This is a genomic window from Streptomyces sp. NBC_00885 (assembly GCF_045207475.1).
Taxonomy (GTDB): domain Bacteria; phylum Actinomycetota; class Actinomycetes; order Streptomycetales; family Streptomycetaceae; genus Streptomyces.
This window is the reverse complement of record NZ_CP108796.1, coordinates 6,084,200-6,111,038: the sequence shown is the minus strand read 5'-3', so window position 1 is coordinate 6,111,038 and position 26,839 is coordinate 6,084,200. Positions and strand designations below refer to the sequence as shown.

Here is a 26,839-nt window from a genome sequence, read left to right as displayed (position 1 = left end):
GATACAAGACTTCAGGCCTGGCCACATGCCGTGTCGCAGGCGACAGAAAACGCTGTTCCTGGTGCTGGCGCTGCTGGTGCTGCAGCTCGGCTCGCTGATCAGCCCGGCGTACGCCTGCGGCTGCGGCGCGATGGTCCCGGGCCGCGGGGCTCACATGGCCGTCGACCGGGAAACCTCGGTGGTCGGCTGGGACGGCCGTACGGAGCAGATCGTCATGCGCTTCACGGTTGACGGGGATGCCCCGAAGGCCGCATGGATCATGCCGGTGCCCAGCCGGGCGACGGTCGAGCTCGGTGACGCGGCCCTTTTCGAGGAGCTGGAGACGGTCACGGCGCCCGCACACCGCAAGCGGTACTACTTCTGGCCGCGGGGCAGCGACTGGCCCTTCTCGGGCACGAACGCGGACAGCGCGGGGGCTCCTGCTCCGAGGGCCGGGGCTCCGGTGGGTGTGGTGGGGCGCGAGCGCCTCGGCGACTTCGATGTCGCACGGCTGACGGCGACGGATCCGGGGGCGCTGCGAAGCTGGCTGGAAAGCAACGGCTTCGAGCTGCCGGACGGGCTGGCGCGCGAGCTGAAGCCGTACGTCGAGCAGGAGTGGGAGTACGTCGCCGTACGCCTGGCGCCCCAGGCGAAGGGCGCGGTGCTGCGCGGCACGCTCGATCCCCTGCGGCTGCGCTTCGCCAGCGAGAAGCTGATCTATCCGATGCGGCTGTCGCGGCTCGCGAAGACCGCGCAGTCGCTGGGCCTGTACGTGCTCGCGCCGCACCGGATGGAGCCGCGGAGCTCGATCGGCGGGAACCGGCCGGAGGTCACGTACGCGGGGAAGGTCGAGCCCGAAGGGCCGCTCGGCGGGTTCACCGGCGGCCGGGAGACCTTTCTGACGGCCCTGGACCAGAGCTTCCCCGAGCCGGGGCGGATCGACGACGACCATGAGCTGCGCGCGGCGGGCGCGGACACCCCGTTCCGGCGGGTGGTGTACGAGAACGAACTGCTGACGGCGGGCGGTGTGCCGGTATGGCTGCTGACGGTGGGCGGGGGCCTGGTGGTGCTGGTGGGCGCCGGGGTGTGGCGGACGACGGCACGGCGGAGGAGGCCGGTGCTGCCGCCGCCGCCCGTCCATGCGCCGCCGCCGTTGCCCTGAAAACGCCCGCCCGCCTGAAATAGGTTGGGCGTATGACCCAGGAGCAGTGGAACGCAGTCGACCGCTATGTCACCGATCTCCTCGTCCCCGCCGACGAAGCCCTGACCGCGGCCCTCGCGGCGAGCGACGCGGCCGGGCTGCCCGCCATCAATGTCGCCCCGAACCAGGGCAAGATGCTGCATCTGCTGGCCAGGATCCAGGGGGCGCGGACCGTCCTGGAGATCGGCACGCTCGGTGGCTACAGCACGATCTGGCTGGCCAGGGCGCTGCCCGAGGAGGGCAGGCTGATCTCCCTGGAGTACAGCCCCGACCATGCGGAGGTCGCCCGCGCGAACCTCGCGCACGCGGGCCTCGACAAGATCGCGGAGGTCCGGGTGGGCCCGGCGCTGGAAACCCTGCCGAAGCTGGTGCAGGAGCCGGGGGCGGGGCCGTTCGACCTGGTCTTCATCGACGCGGACAAGCAGAACAACGCGCACTACGTGGAGTGGGCGCTCAAGCTCACGCGCCCCGGCAGCCTGATCATCGTCGACAACGCGATCCGCGGCGGCGGGGTGGTGGACGTGGACCGGGCGGACCCGGCGATCGCGGGGACGCGGGCGATGTATGAGCTGGTGGGGCGGGAGGAGAGGCTGGAGGCTACGGCGGTGCAGACGGTGGGGACGAAGGGGTGGGACGGGTTCCTGCTGGCGCGGGTGGTCGCCTGAGCGGGTTGTCCTCAAACGCCGGACGGGCTGAATATTCAGCCCGTCCGTTGGTGCCCCGGCCCGGGGACGGGGGCGACCCCGGGCCGGGAGTTCAGGTGGCGCGGTTCGCGTCCGCGCGGGCCTGCTCATCGATGCGGCGCTTCGCGTCCTTCCAGGAGATCGGCAGCTCCTCCACCGGCACCTCCCAGAACGTGAACGTCGACCCGCTCATCGTGGACCGCAGGCCGGTCATCACGCTCTTGTGGGGCTCGGTGCGCGCGTACTTGTACAGCGCGTCCCTGTCCTCCCAGGCCGAGAGGGTGAAGAAGACCCCCTTGAACAGCTGGGCCTCCAGGGACGCCCCGAGGGCTCCGGGCGCGGACCGCACCTGGCCCCAGGCGGAGAGGGACTTCAGGAAGAAGCGCGGCACGTCCTTCTTGGACTTCACCTCGAGACGCGAGGCCATGACGAAGGCGCGGGTGTCGGGTCGGGCAGGGTTCGGCGTCGTCCAAGGAAGAGTCGGCACGGTATCCTCGCATCCACAGTTGGTGAGTGGCAGTATCTATATTAGACAGTAGAGCTGCCCAATTGCCAGTGGGAAGCGGGACCAGGTGCGAATTTCCGAGTTGAGCCGCCGCAGCGGGGTAGCCACCGCGACGATCAAGTACTACCTGCGCGAAGGGCTGCTGCCGCCCGGCCGCGCCACCGCCGCGACCCAGGCTGAGTACGGGGAGTCGCATGTGCAGCGCCTCCGGCTGATCCGCGCACTGATCGGGGTGCGGGGTCTGACCGTCAGTGCCGCCAAGGACGTACTCGACGCACTCTCCGAGGTCGAGACGGACACCCATGACCTGCTCGGGCTCGTCTTCGGTGTCTGGCCCGCCTCCGGTGCCAAGGACTCCGCCGCGAAGGACGAGGACCCCGACTCGGACAGCTCCGAAGTGAACGCGCTGCTGGCCGAGATGGGCTGGACGGTCACGGAGCACAACCCCGCCCGGCACGTCATATCCCAGACACTGGACACCCTCAGATCGCTCGGTATGGACTACGACTGGCAGAAGCTCGTTCCCTACGCGCAGCTCGCCGAAAAGACCGCCGCCCTGGATCTCGATCAGCTCCAGGATCCGGCCGAGCCGATCGAAAAGGCCGAGCGTGCCGTCCTGTTGACGTTTCTCCTCGAACCGGCGCTGCTGGCCCTGCGCCGGCTCGCGCAGGAAGCCGAGTCAACCGTCAGGTACCGCGGCTGACACCGCTTCCGGCGCTGCGCCTACTTCACCATGCGGTGCCCGCCCGTACGTGAGTGATCAGTACTCACATGGCTGGAAAGTCACGTGCCCCCCGGGGCCCGGCGCACCCGGCTCGCGGCGGCGAAGGTGAGTACCCATGACTCAGGCCCGGCCTGCCGCCGGGTGGTCTGCTCGTGAGCTGAACGCAATACGGCGAATGCCGTGGACGGCGCACGGGGAGGCAAGAGCATGCAGTTCCGGATTCTGGGCTCGCCCGAGTTGTACGACGAGAGGCGGCACCGGCGCATACCGCTGACCAGCCCCAAGCAGAGACTGCTTCTCGGCACCCTGCTCGCCCGTCCCAACTCCCCCGTCCCGAGGGAGCGGTTGATCCGGGAGCTGTGGGGCGCGCTGCCCCCGCTGAAGGCGCGAAACACGCTCAACGCCCATGTCTCCGGGCTTCGCAAGGTCCTCCTCGAGGCGGAGCCCGAGCGTGCCAACACACCGCGCATCGTCGCCCGGGCGGCGGGTTATCTGCTGGAGGCCCGCCCGGCGGAGACCGACAGCGGCCGGTTCTGTCTGGCCGTGGCCCAGGCCCAGCGCATGGCGCAGGACGATCCGCGCGGTGCGTACGACTCGCTGCGCAGGGCGCTCGGGCTCTGGCGCGGCAGCGCACTGGAGGGCGGCTCCCACGGTCCTGTCTGCGCGGCGCTGGTCGCCCAGCTGGAGGAGGAGCGGCAGCAGGCCCTGGAAGTCCTCTTCGACTGCGCGCTGCGCACCGGGGAGCACCGTGGCATCATCCCGGAGCTGGAGGAACTGACCGTCGCGCACCCACTGCGCGAGCGTTTCCACGACCAGTTGATGCTGGCCCTGTGCCGCTGCGGGCGGGGGGCGGACGCGATCCGTGTCTACACGCGGGCCCGTCAGCGGCTGACCGCGGCGCACGGCGGCACTCCCCTGCTGACCGCCCGCCTTGAGCAGATCAGCGTGCAGGCGCCCTCGTTGTTCGCGCACGAGGCGGAACGTCCCGAAGCCAGGAAGCGGGCCCGGGTCATGGCGCCGGCGGCCGGCGGGCGCGAAATCGACCGGCTGCGGCAGGAGATGAACCAGATCGAGGCGGAACAGCAGACCGCCCGGTCGGTCGTCGGCTATCTGACGAACATCCTCAGCGGGCAGGCTCTGCGCACCGGCGGCGCGTGATCCGCACAAACAAGCGCCCCTGCGTACCGGACGCGGTACGCAGGGGCGCTGGTGTATTCAGGGGGATCAGAGTTCGCGGATGAGCTGGGCCGCGATCTCCATTCCGGAGGAGTAGCCGGCCTCGTGGGAACCGATCTGGTCCACGCCGTGCCGCTTGGCGTGGAAGTAGGAGCCGCACAGCTTCACGCGGGTTCCCTCATTGACGTTGTAGATGTCGTTCTGCATTTCGCGCACATCGACATTGATGATCGGGTGCGTGTACGGGAATTCCGCGATCACCGTCGCCGGGTCGACCTCCCCCGGATAGTCGAGGGTGACGAAGTAGTCCTTCTCGGCGGTGAATCCGTGCAGCTTGTTCATGTAGTACGCGACATAGGTCTTGGGCTGTCCGCCGACCTCGACCTTGCCGTAGTTCCAGGCCTCCCAGCGGCTCTTGTCCTCGGGCACCACGGAGGGGTCGGTGTGCAGGATGACCTTGGAGGAGTTGTACTCCACCTTGGAGAGCACCTCGTGCTGGCGCTCGGTGGGATTGCCGAGCATCGCGAGGGCCTCGTCCGCGTGGGCGCCGACCACCACGTAGTCGAACTTCTCGCTGCCCTTGTCCGTGGTCACCGTGACGCCGTCGGCCTCCTGGTGGATGCGGCTGACGGCCTCGCCGAGGCGGACCTCGGGGCCGATCGCGGCGATCGCCTTGCGTACGTAGGAGATCGAACCGCCGCCGACGGTCCGCCAGTCCACGTGCTGGCCGCCCAGACCACCCTCGTCGTGGCCCATGAAGAAGGCGATCGCGGTGCTCGCCGGCATCTCCCAGATCAGTTCGGCGGGAATCGACCAGACCGCCGAGCAGAGCAGGATGACGTAGGAGTGACGGAAGGCCTGGCTGTATCCGCCGCGGTCGAGGTACTCACCGAGCGGGATGTCGGCCCGCTTGCGGACGAAGTCCTTGCGGCCCTCGGTGTGGAAGCGCCTGGCCTCCTGCCAGATGGTCACGAACTCCTCGGAGTAGCGCCCGGCCACCTCCTCCTCGCTGAGGCCGAGCTCCTTCGTGCCGTACTCGAGACCGGAGTCCAGGTCGAAGAAGTTGAAGGCCCCGCGGTGCTCGACGGCATCGACGCCCAGCTCGTCGAAGAACTCGCAGAGGTTGGTGTAGGCGGGACGGTTGAAGACGACGAATGCCGTGTCGATGCCGAGGATCTTCCCGTTCTCCTCGACCTCGACGGTGTTGGCATGCCCGCCCAGGCGGTCCTCCCGCTCGAAGACGGTGATCCGGGCGCGGTCGCGCAGGTGGTAGGCGGCGGAGATGCCGGCGACGCCGGCACCGACGACGGCGACTCGTGGGGTGGTGGGCTGCGGCATGAGCTTGTCCTTCATGGTCGGTCTCATACGTACGAGAGGTCGGAGAGCGAGAGGTCGGAGAGGTCTGTGCGGCGCAGGGCTCCTGGCCGCCCGTTCTCTGTGGCGACGGCCAGGACGTGCTCCGGGCCGGGGTGGAGCAGGTCGAACCACCAGCGGGCATCGGTCCCCGGCGGCTGCTGCGGGTCGTGCACGGCGATCCGGTCCGCCGTCCGCGGCGCGAAGGAGAAGCCGCCGAGGCCCCGGGACAACCCGGTGCCCAGGGCCTTGAGATACGCCTCCTTCAGCACCCAGAACTCACTGACCAGGGCCGCCCGGACGCCGGGAGCGGCGGCGGCGAGCTCCGCGCGTTCGGCGGGGGCGAGCCGGTGGGCGAGATGGGTCATCAGCCGGTCCGTGGAGGGCGTGGGGCCCACGTCGACCCCGCAGCCGCGCCCCTGGGTGACGACGCACGCGATGAGGCCTTCGGTGTGGGAGAGGTTGAAGCGCACGCCCTCCTCGTCGGGCTCCGGTTCGGGGCGCCCGAAGTCGCCGGTGCGAAAGCGCCACCGGTCCGGAGGGCGGCCGGTGCGGGCGCTGAGCGCGTAACGGCACAGCAGCCGCGCACCGAGGTACCGGCGCCGCGCACCCGCGGTGATACGCCGTTCCATCCCGGCGCGTTCCGGCGCCGTGAGCAGCCGTGTCCCGCCGAGCGCCGTGGCGAAGCGGTCCACGGCGTGCTCGGGCAGCAGCCACAGGAACGTCGGGTCGAGATGCATCGGCGTCGGTCCCCCGGCCGGTCAGCGGCGGGTGGCGGCGGCGTCGACGGAGCGCTCGGCGAGCGGGAACTGCCAGTGCGAGAAGAGCAGGTTCTCGCGGTGCAGATGGCGCAGTACGCGCATCACCTCGTCGATGACCACCTGGTCGGTGACGGACTCGTACGGGTAGAAGTGCTTGCGCAGCCGTTCCAGCTGGAGCAGCAGCAGAGCGCCGCTGGGCAGCGGGTCCTCCAGCGCGTCGTGCGAGTGGACGTAGGTGAGCACGCAGGCCGCGGTGGCGTGGAGCAGGCAGTACTCCTTGGACAGCTCGAACAGTTCCGTCGACTGCGCGTAGCTGCGGCCCAGTTCGGCCTTGAGCGCCGCGGAACGCTCGCTCATCGAGGCGACCCTGCCGAGCAGTTCGCCGGCCACGTCGGCCGCCTTCAGCAGCCAGTCGCGCTCGTCGCCCTTGGCGTCCTCGGCCAGGACACGCAGCCGGCGTACCGCGTCGGGTCCGGCAAGCACCGCGTCGTCGAGCCCGCGGCTGAACATCTCCTGCTTCACCGGCTCGTACGGCGGCAGCTCGCTGTCCATGCCGAAGAGGGTGGCTGCGCGTTCGGCCGAGGCCTCAAGAACCTCCGGGGCGGCGCCGCCCGCGGTGGCCAGCAGACCGCCCAGCTGCTGGCCGATGTTGCGCAGGTTCACCACGGTGTTGCCGTCGGCGAAGTTGGCGACCATGAGGTCCCGCAGCATCTTCTGGTGCATGCCGTAGTGCGGGTGGTCCCGCAGGAAGAAGCGCGCCCCGAGGATCACGTTCAGCTGCGACACGGTCTTCTCGAGCAGCGTCGGCACCAGGTACTTGACCACCGACGACCACACGCTGATCTGCTCCGGCGCCGCCTGCAGCGCGCGGACCGCGCCGAGGCTCACGGCGTCGGCCAGCATCAGGTCGGCGAAGCACTCCGTCAACTGGCGGCGGCTGTAGGGGACATCGCTGACCGTGTCGCCCATCAGCACCCGGACCTCGGTGAAGTCCAGCACGAGCCGCAGCGTCGTGTCAGCGGCCGACATCGCGAAACTGCTGATGACGGCGCGCGCCAGCTGGCCGGACTTGAGGGCGAGCTCCAGGCCCTGGCCCTCGGCTCCGATACGCGCGGACTCGGGGACGAACGCCCCCTTGAAGCGCAGCCCGCTGAGGTCGAGTGCCCGCAGTCCGTGCAGCTTCTCGACCGGCAGTTCCTCGACGGTGTCGGCGTCGAGGAGCCACTTGTCCACCATGAGGATGGAGTGGGCGGCCGGGCCGCCGCGCTTGCCGGTGCGGGCGTGGACGGCCACCTTGTCGCAGACGGTGGCGTTGCCGATCAGCCACTTCTCGCCGGTCAGCCGGTAGCCGCCGTCGACCTTCTCGGCGACCACCTCGTTGGCGAGCAGATCGCTGCCGTGCTCGCGCTCGGTCAGTCCCCAGGACAGTCCGCGGCCGCGCTGCATCTCCTCGATCAATGAGCGCTTCTGCTCGTCCGTTCCGCCCATCCACGCGGGCAGGAAGCCGAGGACGTTGATGACCAGGGCGGTGGCGGTCGTCACGTCACGGCGGGCGACGAGCCGCATCAGGTTGAAGCCGGTCTCGATGTCGTCGGCCCGAGCTCCGTGCGCGGCGGGCAGGGTGTGGTCGAGTACGCCCCAGCGGCGGAGCTGGTTGACGAAGGCGTGCGGGTACTCCTGGTTCTCGTCGTGGTCCAGCACCCGGGTGAAGGGAATCCGGCTGCCCGGGTCGTGCGGGTCTCCGAGGTGCTCTTCCAACTGCGCCGCCAGCGCGGTCAGGTCGGCCTTGGACATGAAGAACTCCTATCGGGTGGTGGCCAGTCGGACGGGCTGGGCGGAGAACAGCTGGTTGGTCTCGCGCAGCGCCACGACGGCGTCGAGCGCTGGCGTCAGTACGTCTCCGTGGTGGCGGGGGTCGACGCCGTCGGCGCGGGCGAGGAGAAAGCCGAGCGTCGCGCCGAGCCAGCCGGCGGAGCCGGGCGGCGTGCCGTAGAGCGAGCGGTCCCGGTTGGCCTGCCACAGGTGGAGGCAGGAGGCGGCGGCGTGCAGCCAGGCGTACCGTTCTGCGGCGTCGACCAGCGCGTTCGGGTCGGCGCCGCGCTCGCGTGCGGCCCGGGTCAGATCGCCGAGCCCGGCCACAGCGTCCGCGAGCCGCCCGACGAGAGCCGCGACGTCCGCCGCGCCGCCGTCGTCGAGCGCCTTTGCCACGTCATCGGCGGCGTCGGGGAGTCCGGCGAGGACCGGGTCGACGCCGCGGGCGAACATGTCGAGTCTGGCGGGTTCGTAGGCGGGCAGTTCGGCGTCGAGCCCGTAGATGGCGGCCACGGCCGCCGGGTCCGGCTGCGCCGTGCCCTCGGTGAGCGTGGGCAGCTGGCCGGCGAAGGACTTGATGTTGGCCAGGGTGCTGGCGTCGATGACCCGGACGACCGCCGAGTCGCGCTGGAGCTTTTGGAACAGGCCCGCCCCCCGCTCGCCCTCACGCAGGACCGAGCGGGTGGCGAGCACTGTGCCGCAGCGGCGGATGAGCTCGTCGGTAGCCTCCGCCACTACGTGTTTGGCGGCCAGTGCCCAGACGCTGAACGCCTCGGGCACCACATGGACGCCGCGTGCCGCGGTCAGCGCCACGACATCCGCGGCCAGCAAGGCAGAGGCGGCGACGGCCAGTTCACGCCTCGGGTGCGGCGACCCTGTGAGGACGGTGCGGCCGATCCTGCGGGTCGTGGCGAAGTCGAGCGCGAGCCGCATCGCGGTGTCCGCGATGCCCAGGCTGCCCGCCATGCTCATCAGCCGCACGGCCTGCTGAGCCTTGACGGCCGCCTCCAGGCCCTCGCCCTCCTTGCCGACCAGTGCCTTGTCGGGCACCTGCAGCCCGTTGAAACGCAGCCGGGCCATGTCGATGCCGCGCATACCGCCCGTGCGGACCGCGGGAGTGCGCTCCAGCTGTCCCTCGGGCACCTCGGCCACGTCGATCAGCACGGCGGAGAACGCGTTCGGGGCCGCGCGTTCGCCGGTGCGGGCGATCACATAGACGGCCTCGCAGCTCATGCCGAGACCGACCATCCACTTCTCGCCGTTCAACTGCCCGTCAGCCAGACGCACTTCGTTGGCGAGCAGATCGCTGCCGTGCTCGGCCTCGGTGAGCGCGAAGCCCACCCCGCCGCCACGGGTCAGGATGTCCGCCGCCCTGCGCTGCTGCTCGGGTGTGCCGTGCAGTTGCAGACAGGTCGCGGCAATGATGCTGAACATCGTGCCGGGCATGATGTTGACGTCCCGGCGGGCCGCCGACCGTACGAGGGTGAGGCTGCGGTCGAAGGACTCGAAGCAGCCGCCCCACTCGGCGGGCAGATAGTTCAGATGGAAACCGGACTTCACGAGCGCCTCGCAGAGCGTGGCCGGGAACTCGTCCCGCTCGTCCCGCTCTACGGCGGCGGCGAAGCCGTACGGATTGGTGTTGTCGCCCGGGTCGCCGAGCAGCGCCTCCAGCGCCTCCGGCGTCAGCAGGCTCATCGCATGCCTGCCGGTGAGCCGTGGGCGGGCGTCTCCAGGGGCACCGGACGGTAGTCGCCCGCCGTCGCCGGGATCTGCACGCCCGCGCTCCGCAGCTGGGTGAGCCGGGTGTGGAAGGCGGCGCCGAGCATCAGGTGGTGGGCCACGTCGGCCACCCGCCGGTTGCTCGGATTCTTCAGATAGCTGCCGGTCACCCAGTCGTTGAAGCTGCCCATCGCCGGGCCGCACCAGATCTGGTAGTCCATCGCCCGGTCCTTGTCACCGACGACCGCCCACCTCGACGACATGCCGAGATACCAGCGGAAGATCAGCGCCATCTTCCGCTTGGGGTTGCCCGCCGCACGCTGCAGCTGCTCCGGGTCGCGGCGCCGGAAGTAGCCGACGCATTCCTGCCAGACGTCCTCCAGCGGGCGGCGGAAGACCTGCTGCTCCAGCTTGGCGCGGTCGGGCGCGGGGATCGCATCGATGCCGTCGTAGGCCTGGTAGATCTGGTAGAGCTTCTTGGCCCGCATCGGGAAGAGCGTGCCCTTCTTCAGGACCTGGAGGTCCACGCCCATCTCGAACATGTCGGCCGCCGGGGCCATGTCGACATCGGCGATCCCGGCATCGGCGAGCATCGCCTTGGACACGGTGGACGCCCCGGACTCCAGGCAGGACTGGTTGACCGAGCCGGTGACGACATAGGCGGCGCCCATCGCGAAGGTCGCGGCCACCGCGAGGGGTGTGCCGAGACCGCCGCCGGCGCCGACCCTGATCGGCACCGCGTAGCGGTGCTCGCGCTGGACGGTGTCGCGCAGCCGCAGGATCGTCGGCAGCAGCGCGGGCAGCGGGCGGCGGTCGGTGTGGCCGCCGGAGTCCGCCTCGACGGTGATGTCGTCGGCGAGTGGCACATGGTGGGCAAGTGCCGCCTGGTCGTGGGTGATCAGGCCCTGCTCCAGCAGGGAGCTGACCAGCGTGGCCGGGGCCGGGCGCATGAACCGCTCGGCGGTTTCGGACCGGGAGATCTTGGCGATCAGCCGGTTCTCGGCGACCACCCGCCCGTCGGGGTCCGTGCGCAGCCCGGCCAGCCGGTAGCGCACCACATGCGGGGTGAGGTCCATGAACGCCGAGGCCTCCACACACCTGACGCCGTGCCGCAGGAACAGCTCCACGGCCTCCCGCTCCAGCCGGTCCTCGCTGGGGCTGTGGATGAGATTGACGGCGTACGGCAGCCCCGGGATCTCGTCGGCGAACCGGCCCAGCGCCTTCTCGATCGTCTCGGGCAGCAGCCCGGCCGCGCCGTAGGAGGCCAGAAAGCCCTCCCTGGCCAGGGCGATCACCATGTCGGCGGAGGCGATCCCGCCGGCCATCGCGCCCGCCATGTACGGCTGCGCGACCTGGTGGGCGGCAAGGAACGCGGCCGAACCCAGGCGCTGCGGAGGCAGCGGCTGCGCGGCGGCGAGCAGCGGCAGCCCGGTCGAGGGGCTGTCGCCGCCGGTCACCGCGCCGCCGGAGACGGCACCGATCCCGTCCGGCGTGACGACGATGAAACAGGGCTGGTCGAGATCGGCCAGCGCGTTGTAGATCCCGGCCGGGTCGGTGCTGGGGTACCGGTCTCCGGACCATCGCAGAGGGGTCTGGCGAATATCCATGGTGAAACGAAGCTCCTTGGGCTGTGCGCGGGTGCGGACCGTCAGGCGGTGGCGGAACGGACCTCGATGGCCACGTCGGTGAGTTCGTAGATGCGCAGCCCCGGCTTCGACAGATCCGCGTCGGCGATCACCAGCAGGCGGTCCGCCTCGCGCCGGACCTCCTTGATGTGCACGTCGAACTGCAACTCCTTGTCGTGGCGCAGGATCTGGCCGCGGTACTTCCAGGCCATCTCCACATCGGTGGCCATCGCGAAGTGCGGCCGCTCCATGCCGTCGGCGAGGTTCTGCTCGATCACGAACAGGCGCATCGCCTGAAGGATCGCCTCGACGCCGAGCGAGCCGGGCATCACCGGGTCGCGGTGGAAGTGGCAGTCGAAGTACCACTCGTCGGGCCGGATCTCACGGAAGCCGTGCAGATAGCCCTTGCCGTGGTTGCCGCCGTCCTCGACCAGGTCGACCCGGTCCACCAGCGCGAAGTGCCCACCGGGAAGGTGCAGCCGGCCGCCGGCCGGGTCGGTGAACGCCGGTGCGTTCTCGGGCAGTTCGATCCGGCGGACCCTGGCGGTGTCGACGTTCGCCGTCTCGATCCAGGGGGCGACGTACTTGCCGTTGTCCAGGCCGACCTGGTTGGCCAGCGCCGCCTCGCTGAAGTAGCCGAACAGCGACTCACCGGTGTAGAACACCTCGCCGTCCGCGGACAGTTCGTAGGAGAAGTTCTGCAGCACCGCACCCGAGACCGCGCTGGTCATCAGCAGCTTGGAATGGTGACGGATGGTCTTGCCGCGCAGGTCGATGTCCTTGACCAACGTCGCCCGGCCGTCCAGATTGCGGATCGCGTACTGCTCCTCGGGGCGTTCCAGGGTCGCGCCGAGGTAGTAGCCCAGGAAGATCGCCGCCTGGAGCGAGGACTCCATGTAGATCGCGTTCGGCATGTGCGGGTGGGAGTTCTGCTCGTAGTACCAGGCATCCGCCGGGGAGTCGTACTCGGTGACCATCTCCGAGCCCGGGCTGCGCAGATCGCCGCGCGTGCCCTTGAGGGACATCACCCGGTCCACGAACTGGAAGTCCCCATTGGGGATGTACGGCGCGCGGCTGTTGCGGTAGACCTCGAACTCCGGTCCCATCGCGACATCGAGCAGGCCCTTGGCGGCGTGCGCCAGATGCATCTCGTTGATCATCGCCGCCTCACCGTTCCGGTTGCGGCGGCCCAGGAACTGCGGCACACCACCCGCCTCCGGACGGTAGGGCGTGCCCTCCTTCTCCCGGACCTGCAGGCCCAGGCCCTTCATCTTGATGACCGGCTTGTCGCCCAGATAGATCAGCACGTCGGCGATCACCGTGGCCCGCGGCAGGAGCGTGAGCTCCATGACCTCGACCTCGTAGCGGATCTCCTCGTGCTGCTGGGTGATCTGGCCCCGGACCTGCACCTCGATCGGTACGTCGGTCACACACTGGAACGCCGCGTCCGGCAGCGTCAGATGCATGCCCTGGTGCATCAGGTAGATCTGCAGCAGCTGCACCGCGCCCTCGGCGACCAGCGAGCCGGCCAGCACATGGTCGTCCGGGAAGTGGCAGGTGAAGTACCAGGCGTCCGGGGTGAGCTTCTTGACCGCGCTCAGCGTGCCAAGACCGCGCGGGCCGGCCTTGCGGTCGATGGTGACCTCGTCGACCATCCGCAGCTTGGCGTCGGGCAGCCGGATCGCCGGGTTGATGCCCGGGTCCTGCGCATGGTCCGGGCCGAACACCTCACCGATACGGCCCTGGGCCAGCAGCTCCAGATCCTCGGAGGTCAGATGGTTCTTCTCCGTGTAGGCCAGGGGCTTGAAGTAGCCCCTGGGCAGCGCGGCCCGGGCGGCCTTCTCCTTCTCCGTCATCACGACGCCGAGCGGGGTGTCCAGCTCGGCCTGGCTGAAGAACCCGGCGCAGGCGTCGTGGAGTTCGAGGATCAGCTCACCGTCGGCGTAGCACTTGTAGCTGAAGAAGAAGAGCGTGGTCTCGCCCTGGTGGACGAACCGGTCGATGGAAATGTCGTAGCGCAGGGTCTGGCCGACCCGGGGCAGATTGCCGCGGAAGATCAGCGTGCTGTCGAGCAGCCGGTAGACCCGCTCGCCCTTGTTGCGGAAGTCGATGCCGAGGTAGCTGACGAGCAGCAGGTCGCACTGCCCGGCCTCGACGGTCACCGCCGGCGGCACCCCGCCGTCCACCGCGTACCAGGCGTCCTCGGGCACGTCGTACTCGGTGGTGATCGTCGCGGGCTTGAACTCACCCGTCGTACCGCTCAGTTCCGTGACACGGGTGACGAAGTGGTACGGGGGTGCGGGCAGCCGCACACGCTTGGCATAACCGTCCACGACACCGAACTCCGGGCCGAAGACCTTGGCCACGGAACCGACCGCGAACTCCAGCAGATCCGCCTCGTCCCAGATCACGCCCTCCTTGATCACGCCCTCCTTGACCTCGCGGTCTGCGGGCGGGGGCGGCGGCGTGGCGGGGCCGGACGCGGCGGGCGCCGCGGGGCGGGCGGGAGCGGCCGGAGGCAGGGCAGGGCGTACGGCCTGGTCGGACACGGCCGCCGTCAGGGCCGGCTGCTGTGCGAGGTCCGCGGTGCGCGGGGCGGGTGCGGGTGCCGGAGCAGTGGCTCCGTCGAGGAGCGCCTCCATCCGGCTGAGCGTGGCGCCCTGGAGGATGCGCTGGGTCTCCATCACCACCGAGTGGGTGGCGACCATCTGCTGGCGGATCTCCCGGACCAGATCGGCGGCGGGGTCCCCGGAGGCGGCCGTTGCGGTGGCGGGCGCGGGCTTGGCGGGTGCCGCCGCGGGAGCAGCCGCGGGAGCAGCCGGCGGCGCGACCGGTACGGCGACCGGTGCCGCGGGCACCGGTCCTGAGGCAGCGGGCTCGGGTGCCCCCGCCGCGGGCGGCGCCCACGGCAGGAAGGAGATCGGGGTGCCGTCGAAGGCGATGACCTCCGCGTCAGCGAGAGTCGGGTCGGCAGGCATGACGGAGTCCTCCGGCGGTACGGGCGGGACGGGCGCGGGCGCAACAGGGACAGGAGTAGAGGCGGGAGTCGGGGCGGGCTTGGCGGGTGCCGCCGCGGCGGCCACGGGCTGCGGTGCCCGAACCGGCTCGGCCGCGGAGCGGGTCGCCGCGATCCCCCGGGCGACGCGCGCCGGTACGGGGTCACCGCCGCCGACCTTGAACCGGGAGGCGCGGGCGGACCTGGCGGGAGCCTGGTCCGCGGCGGTGCCCAGCAGCGGCCTCAGATCGAGTTCCAGACCGTGGCTGACCAGGCGGGCCACCAGCTGCGCGACGGACTTCGTGGCCGACGCCCCGCGCCGGTCGACCGGCAGCGCGACATGGGCCGCGTCGCCGAGCGTGTCGTGGATCCAGCGCGAGCAGGTCGCGCTGGGCCCGACCTCCAGGAAGTAGCGGAATCCGCGGTCGTGCGCGCCCTGTACGAGGCGCGGGAAGTCGATCGGGGAACGCAGGGTGTGGGCGATGCGCCGGGCGATCTCCTTGCGGGCCAGGCCCGGCAGCGCCTCGTAGTCGTAGGCGCTGAACAGCTCCAGATCGCCGAACGAGCCAGTGGGGTAGTCGTTCAGACCGGCCAGGCCGCCGACTTCGGCGTCGACGACCGGGCAGTGCATGACCGCGTTGACGGGAGAGCGCGCGGCGGGGCAGCCCAGTTCCTTGACCAGGGCCTTGCACTGGGCCGGGTCTCCGGCGATCACCAGCTCGTTGGGGGTGTTGATGTGCGTGAGGTGGACCCGGTCGTAGCGGGTCAGCGCGTCCCGGACGGTGTCCGCGTCGGTGAGCAGCACATGGCTGGCCCACACCTGCCCGTCGGGCACGGACTCGGGCAGGTCCCAGTGCTCGCGCACCGTACGTTTCGGCCCGCACAGCCGGTCCTTGAAGATCGGCGTATCGCTGATGAGTTCGTCGCGGCGGCTCTCGGGGAGCCAGCCCCGGGTGGCGAAGAGCATGCTCGACTCGCCGAGGCTGTAGCCGAATCCGCCGTGCGCCCGGACGCCGAGCACGTCCCGGACCAGGTCCGTGTAGAGGATCGCGAAGCTGGTTCCGGTGGCGAGCATGAACGGGATGTCCTCACCCAGTTCGGCCTCCAGGCCCATCAGTTCGCGCCGCCCCGGGGTGACCTGGGTGCGCGGGTACAGGGCTCGGGAACGAAGGTGCAGCGCGGGCTCGTCCGCCTGGTCCTCGAACCGGTCGAGCAGCCCCGGGAAGGCCCGGAAGAAGTCCTGGCCGAGTCCGGGGTAGGAGTTGAACGCACCCGGGTAGACCAGCGCGACCTTGCCGTCGGGGCCGATGGGCCGGGCGGTGAAGAAGCTCCCGGCCGGGGTGGCCCATTCGCCGCCCTCGGCGTGCACGCCTGGCAGATCCCTTGCTGCGAGCTCCAGTTGGGCCCGCAGCTCGGCGCGGCCACGGCCCACGAAGACCGCGCGCAGCTTCCTGCCCGCAAGCTCCTGGGCCGCCTCGCGGGCCAGCGCGTACGGGTCGGCGACTTCGAGCAGTTCCAGATGCTGCTCGATCGAGGCGTGCAGGGCCTCGAAGGAGTCGGCGGCCAGGGGCAGTACGACGGGGCCGCCCGCGTGCTGCCAGTCGCTCTGCGTGACCGCGCCGCGGGTGGCCTCGGCGGAAAGCACGAGGTGGCCGTGGGCTCCGGAGGCGCCGATGAAGCTGAGGGCGGCGTACCGGCGGGCGTCCTTGGTCTCGCGCAGCCACGGGCGGGACGCGTCCGGGACGTACAGCGCGGAGGCGGCGAAGTCGTCGGCCAGCTCACCGGCGGGGCGGCTCCAGCCGCTGGTGCCGGGCAGATAGCCGTGGTGCAGGCAGAGCACCGACCGGATGAGTCCGGCCATGGTCGCGGCACAACCGGCGTCGCCGATCTGCGCCTTGGCACTGCCGAGGGCCACACTGCCGCCGTCGGCCGGGTAGACCCGGGCCAGTCCGGCGATCTCGGCCCGGTCCTGGGTGTCGGTGCCGCCGGCGTGAGCCTCCAGATAGCCGATGTCGGCGGCCGTGACGCCCGCGGCGGTCAGCGCCGCCTCGGCCGCGGATGCGAGGGTCGCCGCGTCGGCCTCGGGCACCGCGCCGTCGACCGGTGCGGCATGCCGGATGGCGACCGAGTCCAGGCGCGCGTACACCGTCGACTCGGACTCACCGGGGCGGGTGACGACGATCGCGCCCGCGCCCTCGCCGATACGGCGGCCACGGCTGCCCTCGCCGAAGGTCAGCCCGGCCTCGGCGACCACATCGGGCCGCAGCAGCAGGTTCTCCGCCGAGCCCGCGAGGTCGACCGCTCCGACGAGGACCGCCTCGATGCTGGGGTCGAGCAGCAGCAGCCGTGCGACCTCCAGGGCCTCGGCGGTGCCCGAACCGTCGGAGGAGACGGTGAAGGACGGTCCGGTCAGGTTCCACAGCGAGGAGATACGGCTCGCCATCACATTGCCGATGAAGCTGAGGACCTCGTTGGCGACGATCGGGTCGACCACCGCGTCCCGGCCGACCGCCGTCACCGCGGCCAGCTGCTCCTCGTCGATCGCGACTCCGGCCCGCTCGAACTCCTCGCGTACGAAGGCCCCGAGCGTGCGGCGGGTGAGCCGCAGATGCGTCATGGGCTCGATCTCCATGGCCACCACGACCGCGACCCGGCGCGGTGCGGGAGCGGTCTGGCCCTGAGCCACGGCGCGGCTGAAGCCGGCGCCGTGCAGGGCCTCGTCGGCCACCTTGGAGGCGAGCGCGTGCTGGAGGTTGTACGTCCGCAGGTCCGACGGCGGGATCTTGAGGTCTACGGGGTCGATGCCGAGCCCGTCCACGAAAGCACCGTGCGGGAGCGCGTCGGGCGAGACGCCGGTGCCGTGCTCCAGGGAGCCGCCGCGGGTCTGGTCGAGGCCGCGCCAGCGGCGCTCGGGCAGCGGGCCCAGTGCGTCGCTGCCCTCGTGGACGGCACGCTCGAAGGCGTCGAGGGAGTCGAAGGAGCCGAAGTGCGCGCCCAGGCCCACCACATCGAGGGCGGGCACGGTGGCCGCGGCCGCCTCGGTGACGGTCTCGGCGACCGGCTCGGAGAGCACCACATGCGCGTTGGTGCCGCCGAAGCCGAACGCGGAGACCGCTCCCCGGCGCGGTTCCTCACCGCGCGGCCACTCCCGGCCCGTGCGGACCAGCACGTCATCGCCGACGCGTCCGTCCTTGGAGGCGACCGGGCGGTCCACGCCGGTGGTCGGCGGGATGTGGCCGTTGCCCATGGCCAGGATGACCTTGAGCATGCTGCTGAGCCCGGCCACGGTGAGGAGGTGGCCGATGTTGCCCTTGACCGAACCGATCAGCGGGACCTTGCCCGCGTCGCCGAAGAACGCGGCCACCGAATCGGCCTCGGTCGAGTCGCCGATGGGGGTGCCGGTGGCGTGGCACTCCAGGTAGTCGATGGTGGTCGGGTCGATGCCCGCCTGCTCGTACGCCAGCTCGTACGACTGGAGTTGGCCGCCGCCCTGCGGGACCAGCAGATGGCGTCCGCTGCCGTCGTTCGTCAGGCCGATGCCGTCGACGACGGCGTGGATCCGGTCGCCGTCGCGCATCGCGTCGGCCAGCCGCTTGACGGCGACCATGCCCGCGCCCTGGCCGGTGAGGATGCCGCCGGACCGGTCGTCGAAGGGCTGGCTGAAGCCGTCGCGGGGGTAGGCCTGCAGGTCCGAGAACGACAGGTGGATCAGCGTCGGGTCCGGCGCGCACACACCGCCGGCCAGCACCAGGTCGGCCTGGCCGGCGGCGAGATGGTCGCAGGCCAGCTTGAGCGCGTACAGCGCGGACGAGCAGGCGGCGTCGAGCGCGTAGCGGGGGCCGCCGAGGCCCAGGGCGGTGGCGGCGAGCGACGACGGGGAGCCGCTGACCCGCAGGTCCTCGGGCTTGAGAGCGTCGCGGTCGATACGGCGCTCCTGGTCGGCGAGCGCGCCGAGCGCCGGGTGTCCGGCCCCTCGCAGCCCCTCCAGCACCGCCTCCTGGACCAGCGGCACGCTGACCTCGGCGGACGTGGGCGTGGGGAAGGAGTAGTTGCCCAGGATCAGTCCGGTACGGGCCAGGATCTCGGGGCGGTTCGCATTGCCGCTGTCGCGCAGCGCCTCCCTGGCGACATGCAGGGACCAGTGGAAGATGCGGTCGAGCCCCGCGAGATGGCCGGGGTCGAGGAGATAGCCGGACGGGTCGAAGTCGAAGTCTGTGATGAAGCCGCCCCGGCTGCAGTAGATGCCGTGCTGGGGGTCGGTGTCCCGGGCGTCGAGGGCGGGGCCGAAGACCTCTTCGCCCCCTTCCTTGCGGCTGTCCGCCCCGGTGCGGAGGTTCTGCCAGAACTCGGCAGGTGTCTCCGCTCCTGGAAACAGGCAGGAGAGGCCAACGATGGCGTACTTGCTCATGAGAGCTCTGGGGTCCCTTCTGAGGGGCGGCCGGCCCGGACGGCTGGGGCACGGTGAGCGCCGTCCGGGCCGACCCGATCGCTTGCGTCAGCTACGAAGCGTCGATCAGCTGCTGATGAACTTGGCCGCCAACTGCGGGGCCGAGACCACGGATACGCCGTCGAAGCGGGTGAGCACCCGTCCGTCGGGGGCGCAGGCGGTGATGGTGAGCGAGGCGCCGATGCTGCTGCCCGACGCTGCGGGCTCCACCACGATCAGGAACGGCTCACCGTCCGGCAGCGGGTGGTGCAGATCGGCCCGGCCCACGGAGAGGGGAAGACCCGCGGTGCCGCGGAACAGCCTCACCCACACAAGGCCCGCCTGGAGCAGCAGGTCCGCCGTACCCGGAGCGAAGCGGGAGCCGCCGAAGGCGCCTCCGGCAGGCCGGAGTTCGGGCAGTTCGCACTCGAGGACCAGCCGGGATTCGTCCTCGGCCAGCACCCGGCGCACACCGCGCAGGGCAGGTCCGTGGAAGAGCGTTCCGTCGCTGTAGAAGCCGGCGGCGTCCCGGCCCGAGCCGAGCGCCGGCAGTCCGGCGACCGTGGCATCGGCGAGCGTGGTCCCCGGGGCGACGACGGCCGCGTAGCGCGGTCGTGCGACTCCCTCGGTGTCGGTCGCGCGGATGGCCACCTTGACGGTGTCCCCGGCCGGGGTCATCGCCAGGCTGACCTGCTCGGGCTGCGTACCGTCGAAGACGATGCCCTTGTGGACCGAGAAGTCGCTGACCTGGCACACCTCGGTGGCAGCTGCCCGCTCGACCGCGCCGATCGCCCAGCCGAGCGCGACGGCCGCCGGCAGCACCGGCGAGTCGCCGATGACATGGTCGGTGAGGATCGGGTCGCCCGCCAGCTCGCCGAGGCTTCGCTCGACGGTGACGGTGGCCGTGGGAACGGTCCGCTCCGGCTCCGAGAGGGGCGTCGTCGGGCCGAGTACGGTCACCACGTCCCCGGCGTGCTCGGGTGCGAACTGCTCGGTGAACATCTGGGCTCCGGTGTCCGCCGGGATCAGCGTGATGCCGCGCTCCTGGAAGACGGCCTTGACCTCCGGGGAGACCATTCCGCTGTCCCAGGCACCCCAGTTGAGCGAGGTGACGCGGGCGGCCGGGTGGCGCTGCTTCCAGGAGGACGCCCAGGCGTTGAGGACCTCGTTGGCCATGGCGTAGTCCGACTGGCCGCGGTTGCCGAAGAATCCGGCGACCGAGGAGAAGAGCACCACGTGGCGCAGTGCGTCGGCGGGCAGCGCGGCGGTCACGGCGCGCAGCCCGGCCAGCTTGGGCGCGAAGACCCGCTCGATCTCGGAGGCCTTCTTGTTGGCGATCAGCTGGTCGGCCAGGACACCCGCACCGTGCACCAGGCCGCTGATGCGCTCCTTGTGCGGGGCGAGGGCGGTGGCGACGGCGGCCGGGTCGGTGATGTCCACCGCCAGGTACTCGACCTGGCTTCCGGCGGCTCGTACGTCCTCGATGGTCTTACGGATCTCACGGGCGCCGACGACGGCCCGGTAGAGCTGCTCGACCCGCTTGGGGGTGGGCTTCTCGCCCGCGGCCTTCAACTGGCCCGCTGCCGCGGCCTTGAGAGCGGCGGCCTCGACGCCGTGCGCCCACTGCGGCTCCTCGTCCAGCGGGGTGCGGCCGAGCAGCAGCAGACCGGGCTTGTACTGCTTGGCCAGCTCGATCACACAGTCGGCGGTGATGCCGCGTCCGCCGCCGGTGACCACCAGTACGTCGTCGGAGGTGAGCGGCGCGATGTCCGCGCCCGTGTCGGTCAGCGGCCGCTCGGCGAGGGTGAGGCCGACCCGGCGCGTACCGTCGTGGCCCACCTGCACCGTGTCGGTGACGGCGTCGTGGACCTCACTCAGGACGAGGTCGGCACAAGCCTCGGGGGTGAGGGCGGGGGCGAGGTCCAGAGCCCGGGTGAACAGCTGGGGCGCTTCCACCGCCAGGGTCTTGACCAGGCCCGCCACACCGCCGGCGGGGGCGAGCTCCTCGTCGACCCCGCCGAGGCCGAAGGCTCCGTCGAGACGCGTGACGGTGACGAAGGCGGCCCGGCCCGCGGTGGCCGCGGTGTTCAGCGGCTCGAACGCGTGCTTGGCGACGAGCAGCGAGTGGGCGAGGCGGCGTACTGATTCGGTCCACTCGCCGCCGTGCGCGGCGGAGAGGTCGACGACCAGGCTGATCCGGTCGGCGAGGATCTCCTCCATCCGGTCGGCGAGTTCGGTCACTCCCCAACCGGACAGGGAGTGGTCCTTGACGCCGCTGACGCGCTGGGCCACACCCGGCAGCCGCAGTACGTGCACATGGCGGCCCGACTCGATGAGGCGGTTCACGACGACCGGCGCGAGGTCCGCACCGTCGTCCACGACCAGCGCGCCCGAGCCCTCCGGGTAGGCGCCGACCAGCAGGTCGGGGGTGGCGAGGGTGACGAGCGCGGCCTGGGCCCGGCCGATACCGGCGCGGGAGTTGTCGGCGGCGGGCTCGGGGGCGGTCGCGTCGGCGGCCTGGGTCGCGGAGGTCTGGGCGGCGACTGACGCGTCAGTGCCGCCCGCCATGAAATCCACGATGTGGCGGAGCGTACGCAGTTCACCGAGCTGCTCGGGACCGGCGGCGACCAGCTCGCCGAACCGCTCCTGCATGACGCCCATGATCTCGACCCGCTTGATCGAGTCGATACCGAGGTCCGCCTCGATGTCCATGTCCAGCTCGAGCATGTCCGCCGGGTAACCGGTCTTCTGACCGACGACCTCAAGGAGCGCGGCCTCCAGACCGGCGGCGTCCGGGCCGGCCGGAGCGGCGGCCGCAGCTGCGGTCTGAGCCGGGGCGGCGGGCTGCGAGGCAGCGGGGGCGGCAGCGGTACCCGCGGCCTCAGCCATGAAGTCGACTATGTGGCGCAGCGTACGCAGTTCACCCAGCTGCTCGGGACCGGCGGAAACCGTCTCGCCCAAGCGCTCCTGCATCACGCCCATGATCTCGACCCGCTTGATCGAGTCGATACCGAGATCGGCCTCGATGTCCATGTCCAGCTCAAGCATGTCCGCCGGGTAACCGGTCTTCTCACCGACCACCTCCAGCAGGACGGCCTCGACATCCACCGCGGGCTTCGCGGCAACCGCCACAACCGCCGTTGCCGGAGCGGGAGCAGAGCCCGCGGCCTCGGCCATGAAGTCGACTATGTGGCGCAGGGTGCGCAGTTCACCGAGCTGCTCGGGACCGGCGGAGACCGACTCGCCCAGGCGCTCCTGCAATACGCCCATGATCTCGACCCGCTTGATCGAGTCGATACCGAGGTCCGCCTCGATGTCCATGTCCAGCTCAAGCATGTCCGCCGGGTAACCGGTCTTCTCACCGACCACCTCCAGCAGCGCGGCCTCGACATCCACCGCGGGCTGGGCGACCACGACAGCCGCCGGAGCGGGAGCCGGGGTGGCCGGGACCGGAGCGGCGGGCAGAGCCTGCGGCGCGGCGGGAGCCGGGGCCGCCGAGACCGGGGCCGCCGTCAGCGCGGCCGGGACCTGGGCAGGGGTCACGGCCTGGGGGGCCGTGGCGAGGGCGGCCGGTGCGATCTGCTGAGGCGTGGCAGCGCGAGTCGGGGCCGGGGCGTTGCCCAGCTCCAGTCCGGCCAGGTCGCGCAGGATCTCGTTCGCCCGCAGGTGGCTGCGGCCGATGTCCAGGCCGTGCTCCTTGACGGCGTTGACTCCGGCCAGCACCTGGCCGAGCTGCCCCTGGTCGGCGGCGCGCTCCAGCAGACCGGTGAGGCGTTCGGCGCTCTGCAGCTGGCCGTTGAGGTACTCGTCGTGCAGGGAAAGATGGTCGGCCACAAGATCGGCCAGGCGGTCACTGTCCACGTGGGCTGTCTCCATGACGGTGGGAGCGGGGGCGGGGGCGGGCGCCGCCTGAACCGGAGCGGGTGCGGGTGCCGGTGCGGTGGCCAGGGCGGTGGCGGTGGCGACGCCGGTCGCGGCGGAGGCGGTCGCCGGTGTCGGCGCCGGTGACGGTGTCCCGGGGCTCCGCACCGGACCCCGGTCCGCGGACGCCGGAAGGGCTTGATGTGCCGCCGGTGCCGGCACCGGAGCGGGCGCGGACGGCGCCGGAGCGGCCGGAGCGGCCGGAGCGGCCGGAGTGGCCGGGACCGCGATGCGGTAGCCGTTGTCGATCGCGTCGCGGTAGGCCGCCTTGCGCTGGGGTGAGACGTAGTTGATGCCGTTGAGGAGGATCGACATGCCCTTGGCCGGCGCGTTCTCCACCGGTGCTGCCACGTAGCGGTCGGTGGTGGCCAGCGGCAGTCCCAGGACGGCGAGCTGGGCCACAGCCTGCTTCAGCGCGACGTCCGCGTCGCGTCCGGGACCGGCGTCGAGGCTGACGACCGTGTGCTCGCGGTCGCCGAGGATCCGGCGTACCAGCTGGGTGAGCACGCTCTTGGGGCCGAACTCCACAAAGACCCGGAACCCGGCCGCGTACATCTCCTCCACACGCGCGGCGAAGTCGACCGGGTTGATCAGCTGCTCCGCCAGCACCTTGCGGTTGGCGGCCACGTCGTCGCCGTAGACCGCTTCCTTGGTGTTGGCGAAGACGGTGCCGCTGGGCCGGCGGACCTCGAAGCGCTCCACGTCGCTGCGGAAGGCGTCGACCGCGTGGCCGACGAACGGGGTGTGGAAGGCGGCCGACACCGGCAGTCGGCTGGCGCGCAGGCCCGCCGCCTTGGCCGCCGCGACCAGGAGCTCCACTTCCTCGGTGCCGCCGCCGATCACGATCTGGTCGGCCGCGTTGCGGTTGCAGACCACCAGACCCGCCCGGTCGGCGAGCAGTTCGGCCACCCGCTCCTCGGGGGCGGAGACCGCGGCCATCGCCCCGGCGTCGAAGCCGGTCTCCGGCGGCGGGGCCATCGCCTTGCCGCGGGCCCTGGCCAGCGCGAAGAACGCATCGTCGTCGAGGGCGCCGGCGGCCCACAGGGCGGTCAGCTCACCGAAGCTGTGGCCGAGGAACCCCTCGGCGGTGAAGCCGAGTTCGGTGAGGTAGCGGAACTGTCCGGCCGACAGCGCGCCGATGGCGGGCTGGGCGTAGGCGGTCGCCTGCAGCGCGGTTTCCTGCCCGGTGCGTACGTCGTCGCCGAAGAGCGGCGGCGGGAAGGCGATGCGGGACAGCGGCTCGGAGCCCTCGAAATACTGGTTGGCCTTGTCGAAGGCGGCGCGCAGCGGCGGCAGCGCCATCACGGCGCTCTGGCCGAGGTTGACGTACTGGCTGCCCTGGCCGGCGAAGAGGGCTGCGACCTTGCCGGCCGGTGCGGGCCAGTTACGGAAGTGGACACCCTTGGGGTGCGACCACGCCTGCGCCTGGGGCCGGGAGCGCAGCTCGCCGAGCGCCAGCTCGCGCAGCGTCGTCAGCTCGTCCTCGGTGCGGGCGACCAGGGCGACGCGGGCGTGCCCCTCGGGTGCGGGGCCCGCGGTGGCGGGCGCACCGGCGGCCAGGAGCTCGGTGAGGGCGGGGGTGTCGGGGGCGTGCCACAGGTGCACGGCCGCGACCGGGTAGCTGACCTGCAGGTCTTCGCCGTCGCCGTGCTCTTCGAGGACCATGTGGAAGTTGGTGCCGCCGAACCCGAACGAGGAGATCGCGGCCCGTCGCTTGGGCCGCTCGGGGTCACGGATCCACGGCCGGGCGGCGGTGTTGACGTAGAACGGCCCGGAGGTGAAGTCGATGGCTGGGTTGGGCTCGTCCACGTTGATGGTCGGCGGCAGCACCTTGTGGTGCAGCGCGAGCGCCAGCTTGATCAGACCGGCCGCACCCGCGGCGGCCTTGGTGTGGCCGATCTGCGACTTCACACTGCCGACGGCCGCGTACTGACGGCTTTCGTTGCCGTCGGACACGACGGCGGACAGGGCGCTCAGCTCGGTGGCGTCGCCGACGGCGGTGCCGGTGCCGTGCGCCTCGAACAGCTCGATGCTCGACGGCGAGCAGTCGGCGTCCTCATAGGCGCGGCGCAGCGCGACCATCTGCCCTTCCTTGCGGGGGGCGTAGATGGACTTGAACCGGCCGTCGCTGGAGGTGCCCATGCCGCGCAGCACCGCGTAGATCTGGTTGCCGTCACGTTCGGCATCCGCGAGGCGGCGCAGCGCGAGCATGCCGATGCCCTCGCCGATCAGCGTGCCGTCGGCGTCCTTGTCGAACGGCCGGATGCGCCCGGACTTGGACAGCGCCGGGGTCTTGCTGAAGCACAGGTACATGAAGATGGTGTTCTCGGCGTCGCAGCCGCCCACCAGCATCGTGTCCGAGCGGCCTTCGAGCAGTTCGCTGGCGGCGGTGCGGACGGCGCCGAGCGAGCTGGCGCAGGCGGCGTCGATCGTCATGTTGATGCCGCCGAGGTCGAGCCGGTTGGCGACCCGTCCGGCGACCACGTTGCCGAGCATGCCCGGGAAGGAGTTCTCCTCCCACGGCGCGTAGGCGAGGCGGAACTTGGCGACGATCTCCTCGGCGTCCCTGGCCGACAGTCCGCAGCTGCGGACGACCTCCTTGAGCACGCCGCTCTGGAGTCGTGCGGTCAGTGGCTGGGTCAGCTGGTTGGCGCCGGTGATGCCGAGGACGACGCCGGTGCGCGAGGCGTCGTACCAGGGCTGGTCGGCTCCGGCGTCCTTGAGCAGATCACGCGCGACGACCAGGCTCAGCAGCTGCAGGACGTCCGTGACCTCCAGCGTGTTCGGCGGAAGACCGAACTCCAGGGGGTTGAACGGCACGTCGGGGATGAACCCGCCGCGCGTGGAATACGTCTTGTCCGGCACCGTGGGGTCCGGGTCGTAGTGCTCGTCGACGTCCCAGTGGTCCGCGGGCACATCGTCGATGCAGTCGGCGGCCGAGACGACGTTCGCCCAGAATTCCTGCACGTTGCTGGACTTGGGGTAGAGCGCGGAGAGGCCGACGATGGCGATGGGGTCCCGGGCGAGCCGACGGTCGAGGTCGGATTCCTGCGAAGAGTTCACGGCAAGTCTCTCTGGATCTGGGCGAACAGGGACTTCGGTCTCGGCGCCTGTGGCACGGGGCCGGCGGCCCGAGGCGGGCGGCGCGCGCCCTCGGGGGCGGCGGACCAGGGTCGGCGACGGTTGCTGCAGCGGGTCCGCATCGTGGAGGGGTCGCCTGGTGCGGTGTGCGCGACGGGTCCGTTCGGACCGTTCGGCGCGGCCGGGTGTCTCGTCCCACGGGATGGCGGACGGGGCTGTGGTTCGCCTCTCCCGTGGGACGAGGCTCTGGGGCCGTGCCGGCGAGCGGCTGTACGGACGTGGTCGCCGACGTACGGACGGGCCGGCCGCGCTGTCGAGCGGCGTCGGCCGGTGCGACCGGCCCGGCGCCTGGGGCGCTACGCCGCGGCGGAACGCGCCGCGCACTCCTCGGCGATGTGCGCCGCGAGTGCCTCGATGGTCGGGTGGTACCACAGCGCCGTCGTACCGAGCTCGAAGCCGAGCCAGCTCTCCATCTCACCGGCGATGATGAGCGCCTGGGTGCTGTCCAGGTCGAGCTCGTCGAAGTACTGGTCGGCCGGGACCTCCGTCGGCTCCACACCCAGGCGCTGTGCGATCTCGTCGATCAGCCATTTCTGGGCTTCTTCGGCCGTAACGTTCGCCATTTCCCATCCTCTCCCACGGCTTATTGCACGCCTTCGGGGACATTTGCATTCCCCGTAAGGGCGCCTCGCACATGGAGGCGCAAACAATCTTCAGCAATGACCGAAAACCCGGCCATTATTCGGGACTTGCCCGCGAGCTTTGACCATAGGTCTGAGCCCCTGTCCGGGCAACCGAACTCCGCACCAGCAAAGGCCGATTTACCTCATGGCAATCATTCGTTCGGCCTGTGCTGGGCGGAATTCCCGTGCTGAGCT

General features: G+C 71.1%; 13 protein-coding genes. 4 read left to right on the top strand and 9 right to left on the bottom strand.

All coding sequences use genetic code 11. The features are described 5' to 3' along the window. Positions 1-25: 25 nt before the first annotated feature. Both OHA61_RS27735 and OHA61_RS27730 read left to right on the top strand, forming a co-directional pair. Entirely contained in the window at positions 26-1,141 is a 1,116-nt protein-coding gene (locus tag OHA61_RS27735; protein ID WP_406305311.1) for a DUF2330 domain-containing protein, read from the top strand. A 32-nt stretch (positions 1,142-1,173) separates the two neighbouring features. Beyond that, positions 1,174-1,845, top strand: coding sequence for an O-methyltransferase (locus OHA61_RS27730; RefSeq protein ID WP_406305310.1), 672 nt, complete (start codon positions 1,174-1,176; stop codon positions 1,843-1,845). Positions 1,846-1,936: 91 nt separating this feature from the next. Here OHA61_RS27730 and OHA61_RS27725 read toward each other — a convergent pair whose 3' ends face one another. Continuing rightward, entirely contained in the window at positions 1,937-2,350 is a 414-nt protein-coding gene (locus OHA61_RS27725) for a DUF3291 domain-containing protein (protein ID WP_324989107.1), read from the bottom strand. Positions 2,351-2,435: 85 nt separating this feature from the next. On the opposite strand from OHA61_RS27725, the gene OHA61_RS27720 reads away from it, so the two are divergent. Together OHA61_RS27720 and OHA61_RS27715 are read left to right on the top strand one after the other, a co-directional pair. Continuing rightward, on the top strand, positions 2,436-3,071 hold the full coding sequence (locus tag OHA61_RS27720) for a MerR family transcriptional regulator (RefSeq protein ID WP_406305308.1): 636 nt from the start codon (positions 2,436-2,438) through the stop codon (positions 3,069-3,071). Between the two features lie 228 nt (positions 3,072-3,299). Then, positions 3,300-4,250: a BTAD domain-containing putative transcriptional regulator gene (locus tag OHA61_RS27715; protein ID WP_406305307.1), complete on the top strand. Its 951-nt coding sequence runs from the start codon at positions 3,300-3,302 to the stop codon at positions 4,248-4,250. 66 nt (positions 4,251-4,316) lie between these two features. Here the strand turns inward: OHA61_RS27715 and OHA61_RS27710 are convergent, their stop codons facing one another. From OHA61_RS27710 to OHA61_RS27675, 8 genes are all read right to left on the bottom strand, one after another. After that, positions 4,317-5,621, bottom strand: coding sequence for an NAD(P)/FAD-dependent oxidoreductase (locus OHA61_RS27710; RefSeq protein ID WP_406305306.1), 1,305 nt, complete (start codon positions 5,619-5,621; stop codon positions 4,317-4,319). 8 nt (positions 5,622-5,629) lie between these two features. Further along, positions 5,630-6,361, bottom strand: coding sequence for a 4'-phosphopantetheinyl transferase superfamily protein (locus OHA61_RS27705; protein ID WP_406305305.1), 732 nt, complete (start codon positions 6,359-6,361; stop codon positions 5,630-5,632). A 21-nt stretch (positions 6,362-6,382) separates the two neighbouring features. Continuing rightward, positions 6,383-8,176, bottom strand: a complete 1,794-nt coding sequence (locus OHA61_RS27700) for an acyl-CoA dehydrogenase family protein (protein WP_406305304.1) — start codon at positions 8,174-8,176, stop codon at positions 6,383-6,385. A 9-nt stretch (positions 8,177-8,185) separates the two neighbouring features. Next, positions 8,186-9,889, bottom strand: a complete 1,704-nt coding sequence (locus OHA61_RS27695; RefSeq protein WP_406305303.1) for an acyl-CoA dehydrogenase family protein — start codon at positions 9,887-9,889, stop codon at positions 8,186-8,188. Then, positions 9,886-11,520: a PfaD family polyunsaturated fatty acid/polyketide biosynthesis protein gene (locus OHA61_RS27690; protein WP_406305302.1), complete on the bottom strand. Its 1,635-nt coding sequence runs from the start codon at positions 11,518-11,520 to the stop codon at positions 9,886-9,888. Before OHA61_RS27690 ends, OHA61_RS27695 begins: the two co-directional genes overlap by 4 nt. A gap of 41 nt (positions 11,521-11,561) precedes the next feature. Beyond that, positions 11,562-18,941 carry a beta-ketoacyl synthase N-terminal-like domain-containing protein gene (locus OHA61_RS27685; RefSeq protein WP_406305300.1) on the bottom strand — a complete coding sequence of 2,460 codons (7,380 nt, stop codon included), beginning with the start codon at positions 18,939-18,941 and terminating at the stop codon, positions 11,562-11,564. Positions 18,942-19,046: 105 nt separating this feature from the next. Continuing rightward, positions 19,047-25,943, bottom strand: a complete 6,897-nt coding sequence (locus OHA61_RS27680) for an SDR family NAD(P)-dependent oxidoreductase (RefSeq protein WP_406305298.1) — start codon at positions 25,941-25,943, stop codon at positions 19,047-19,049. Between the two features lie 374 nt (positions 25,944-26,317). After that, the gene (locus tag OHA61_RS27675) at positions 26,318-26,584 is read right to left on the bottom strand and encodes an acyl carrier protein (RefSeq protein ID WP_266476925.1); all 267 of its coding nucleotides are present in this window, start codon (positions 26,582-26,584) and stop codon (positions 26,318-26,320) included. Positions 26,585-26,839: the final 255 nt, after the last annotated feature.

Excerpts from the sequence above, each read along its gene's own strand:
- OHA61_RS27735 (WP_406305311.1), top strand. The coding sequence starts at position 26 with ATGCCGTGTCGCAGGCGACAGAAAACGCTGTTCCTGGTGCTGGCGCTG.
- OHA61_RS27710 (WP_406305306.1), bottom strand. The coding sequence starts at position 5,621 with ATGAAGGACAAGCTCATGCCGCAGCCCACCACCCCACGAGTCGCCGTC.
- OHA61_RS27685 (WP_406305300.1), bottom strand. The coding sequence starts at position 18,941 with ATGAGCAAGTACGCCATCGTTGGCCTCTCCTGCCTGTTTCCAGGAGCG.
- OHA61_RS27715 (WP_406305307.1), top strand. The coding sequence starts at position 3,300 with ATGCAGTTCCGGATTCTGGGCTCGCCCGAGTTGTACGACGAGAGGCGG.
- OHA61_RS27690 (WP_406305302.1), bottom strand. The coding sequence starts at position 11,520 with ATGGATATTCGCCAGACCCCTCTGCGATGGTCCGGAGACCGGTACCCC.
- OHA61_RS27695 (WP_406305303.1), bottom strand. The coding sequence starts at position 9,889 with ATGAGCCTGCTGACGCCGGAGGCGCTGGAGGCGCTGCTCGGCGACCCG.
- OHA61_RS27705 (WP_406305305.1), bottom strand. The coding sequence starts at position 6,361 with ATGCATCTCGACCCGACGTTCCTGTGGCTGCTGCCCGAGCACGCCGTG.
- OHA61_RS27730 (WP_406305310.1), top strand. The coding sequence starts at position 1,174 with ATGACCCAGGAGCAGTGGAACGCAGTCGACCGCTATGTCACCGATCTC.
- OHA61_RS27675 (WP_266476925.1), bottom strand. The coding sequence starts at position 26,584 with ATGGCGAACGTTACGGCCGAAGAAGCCCAGAAATGGCTGATCGACGAG.
- OHA61_RS27700 (WP_406305304.1), bottom strand. The coding sequence starts at position 8,176 with ATGTCCAAGGCCGACCTGACCGCGCTGGCGGCGCAGTTGGAAGAGCAC.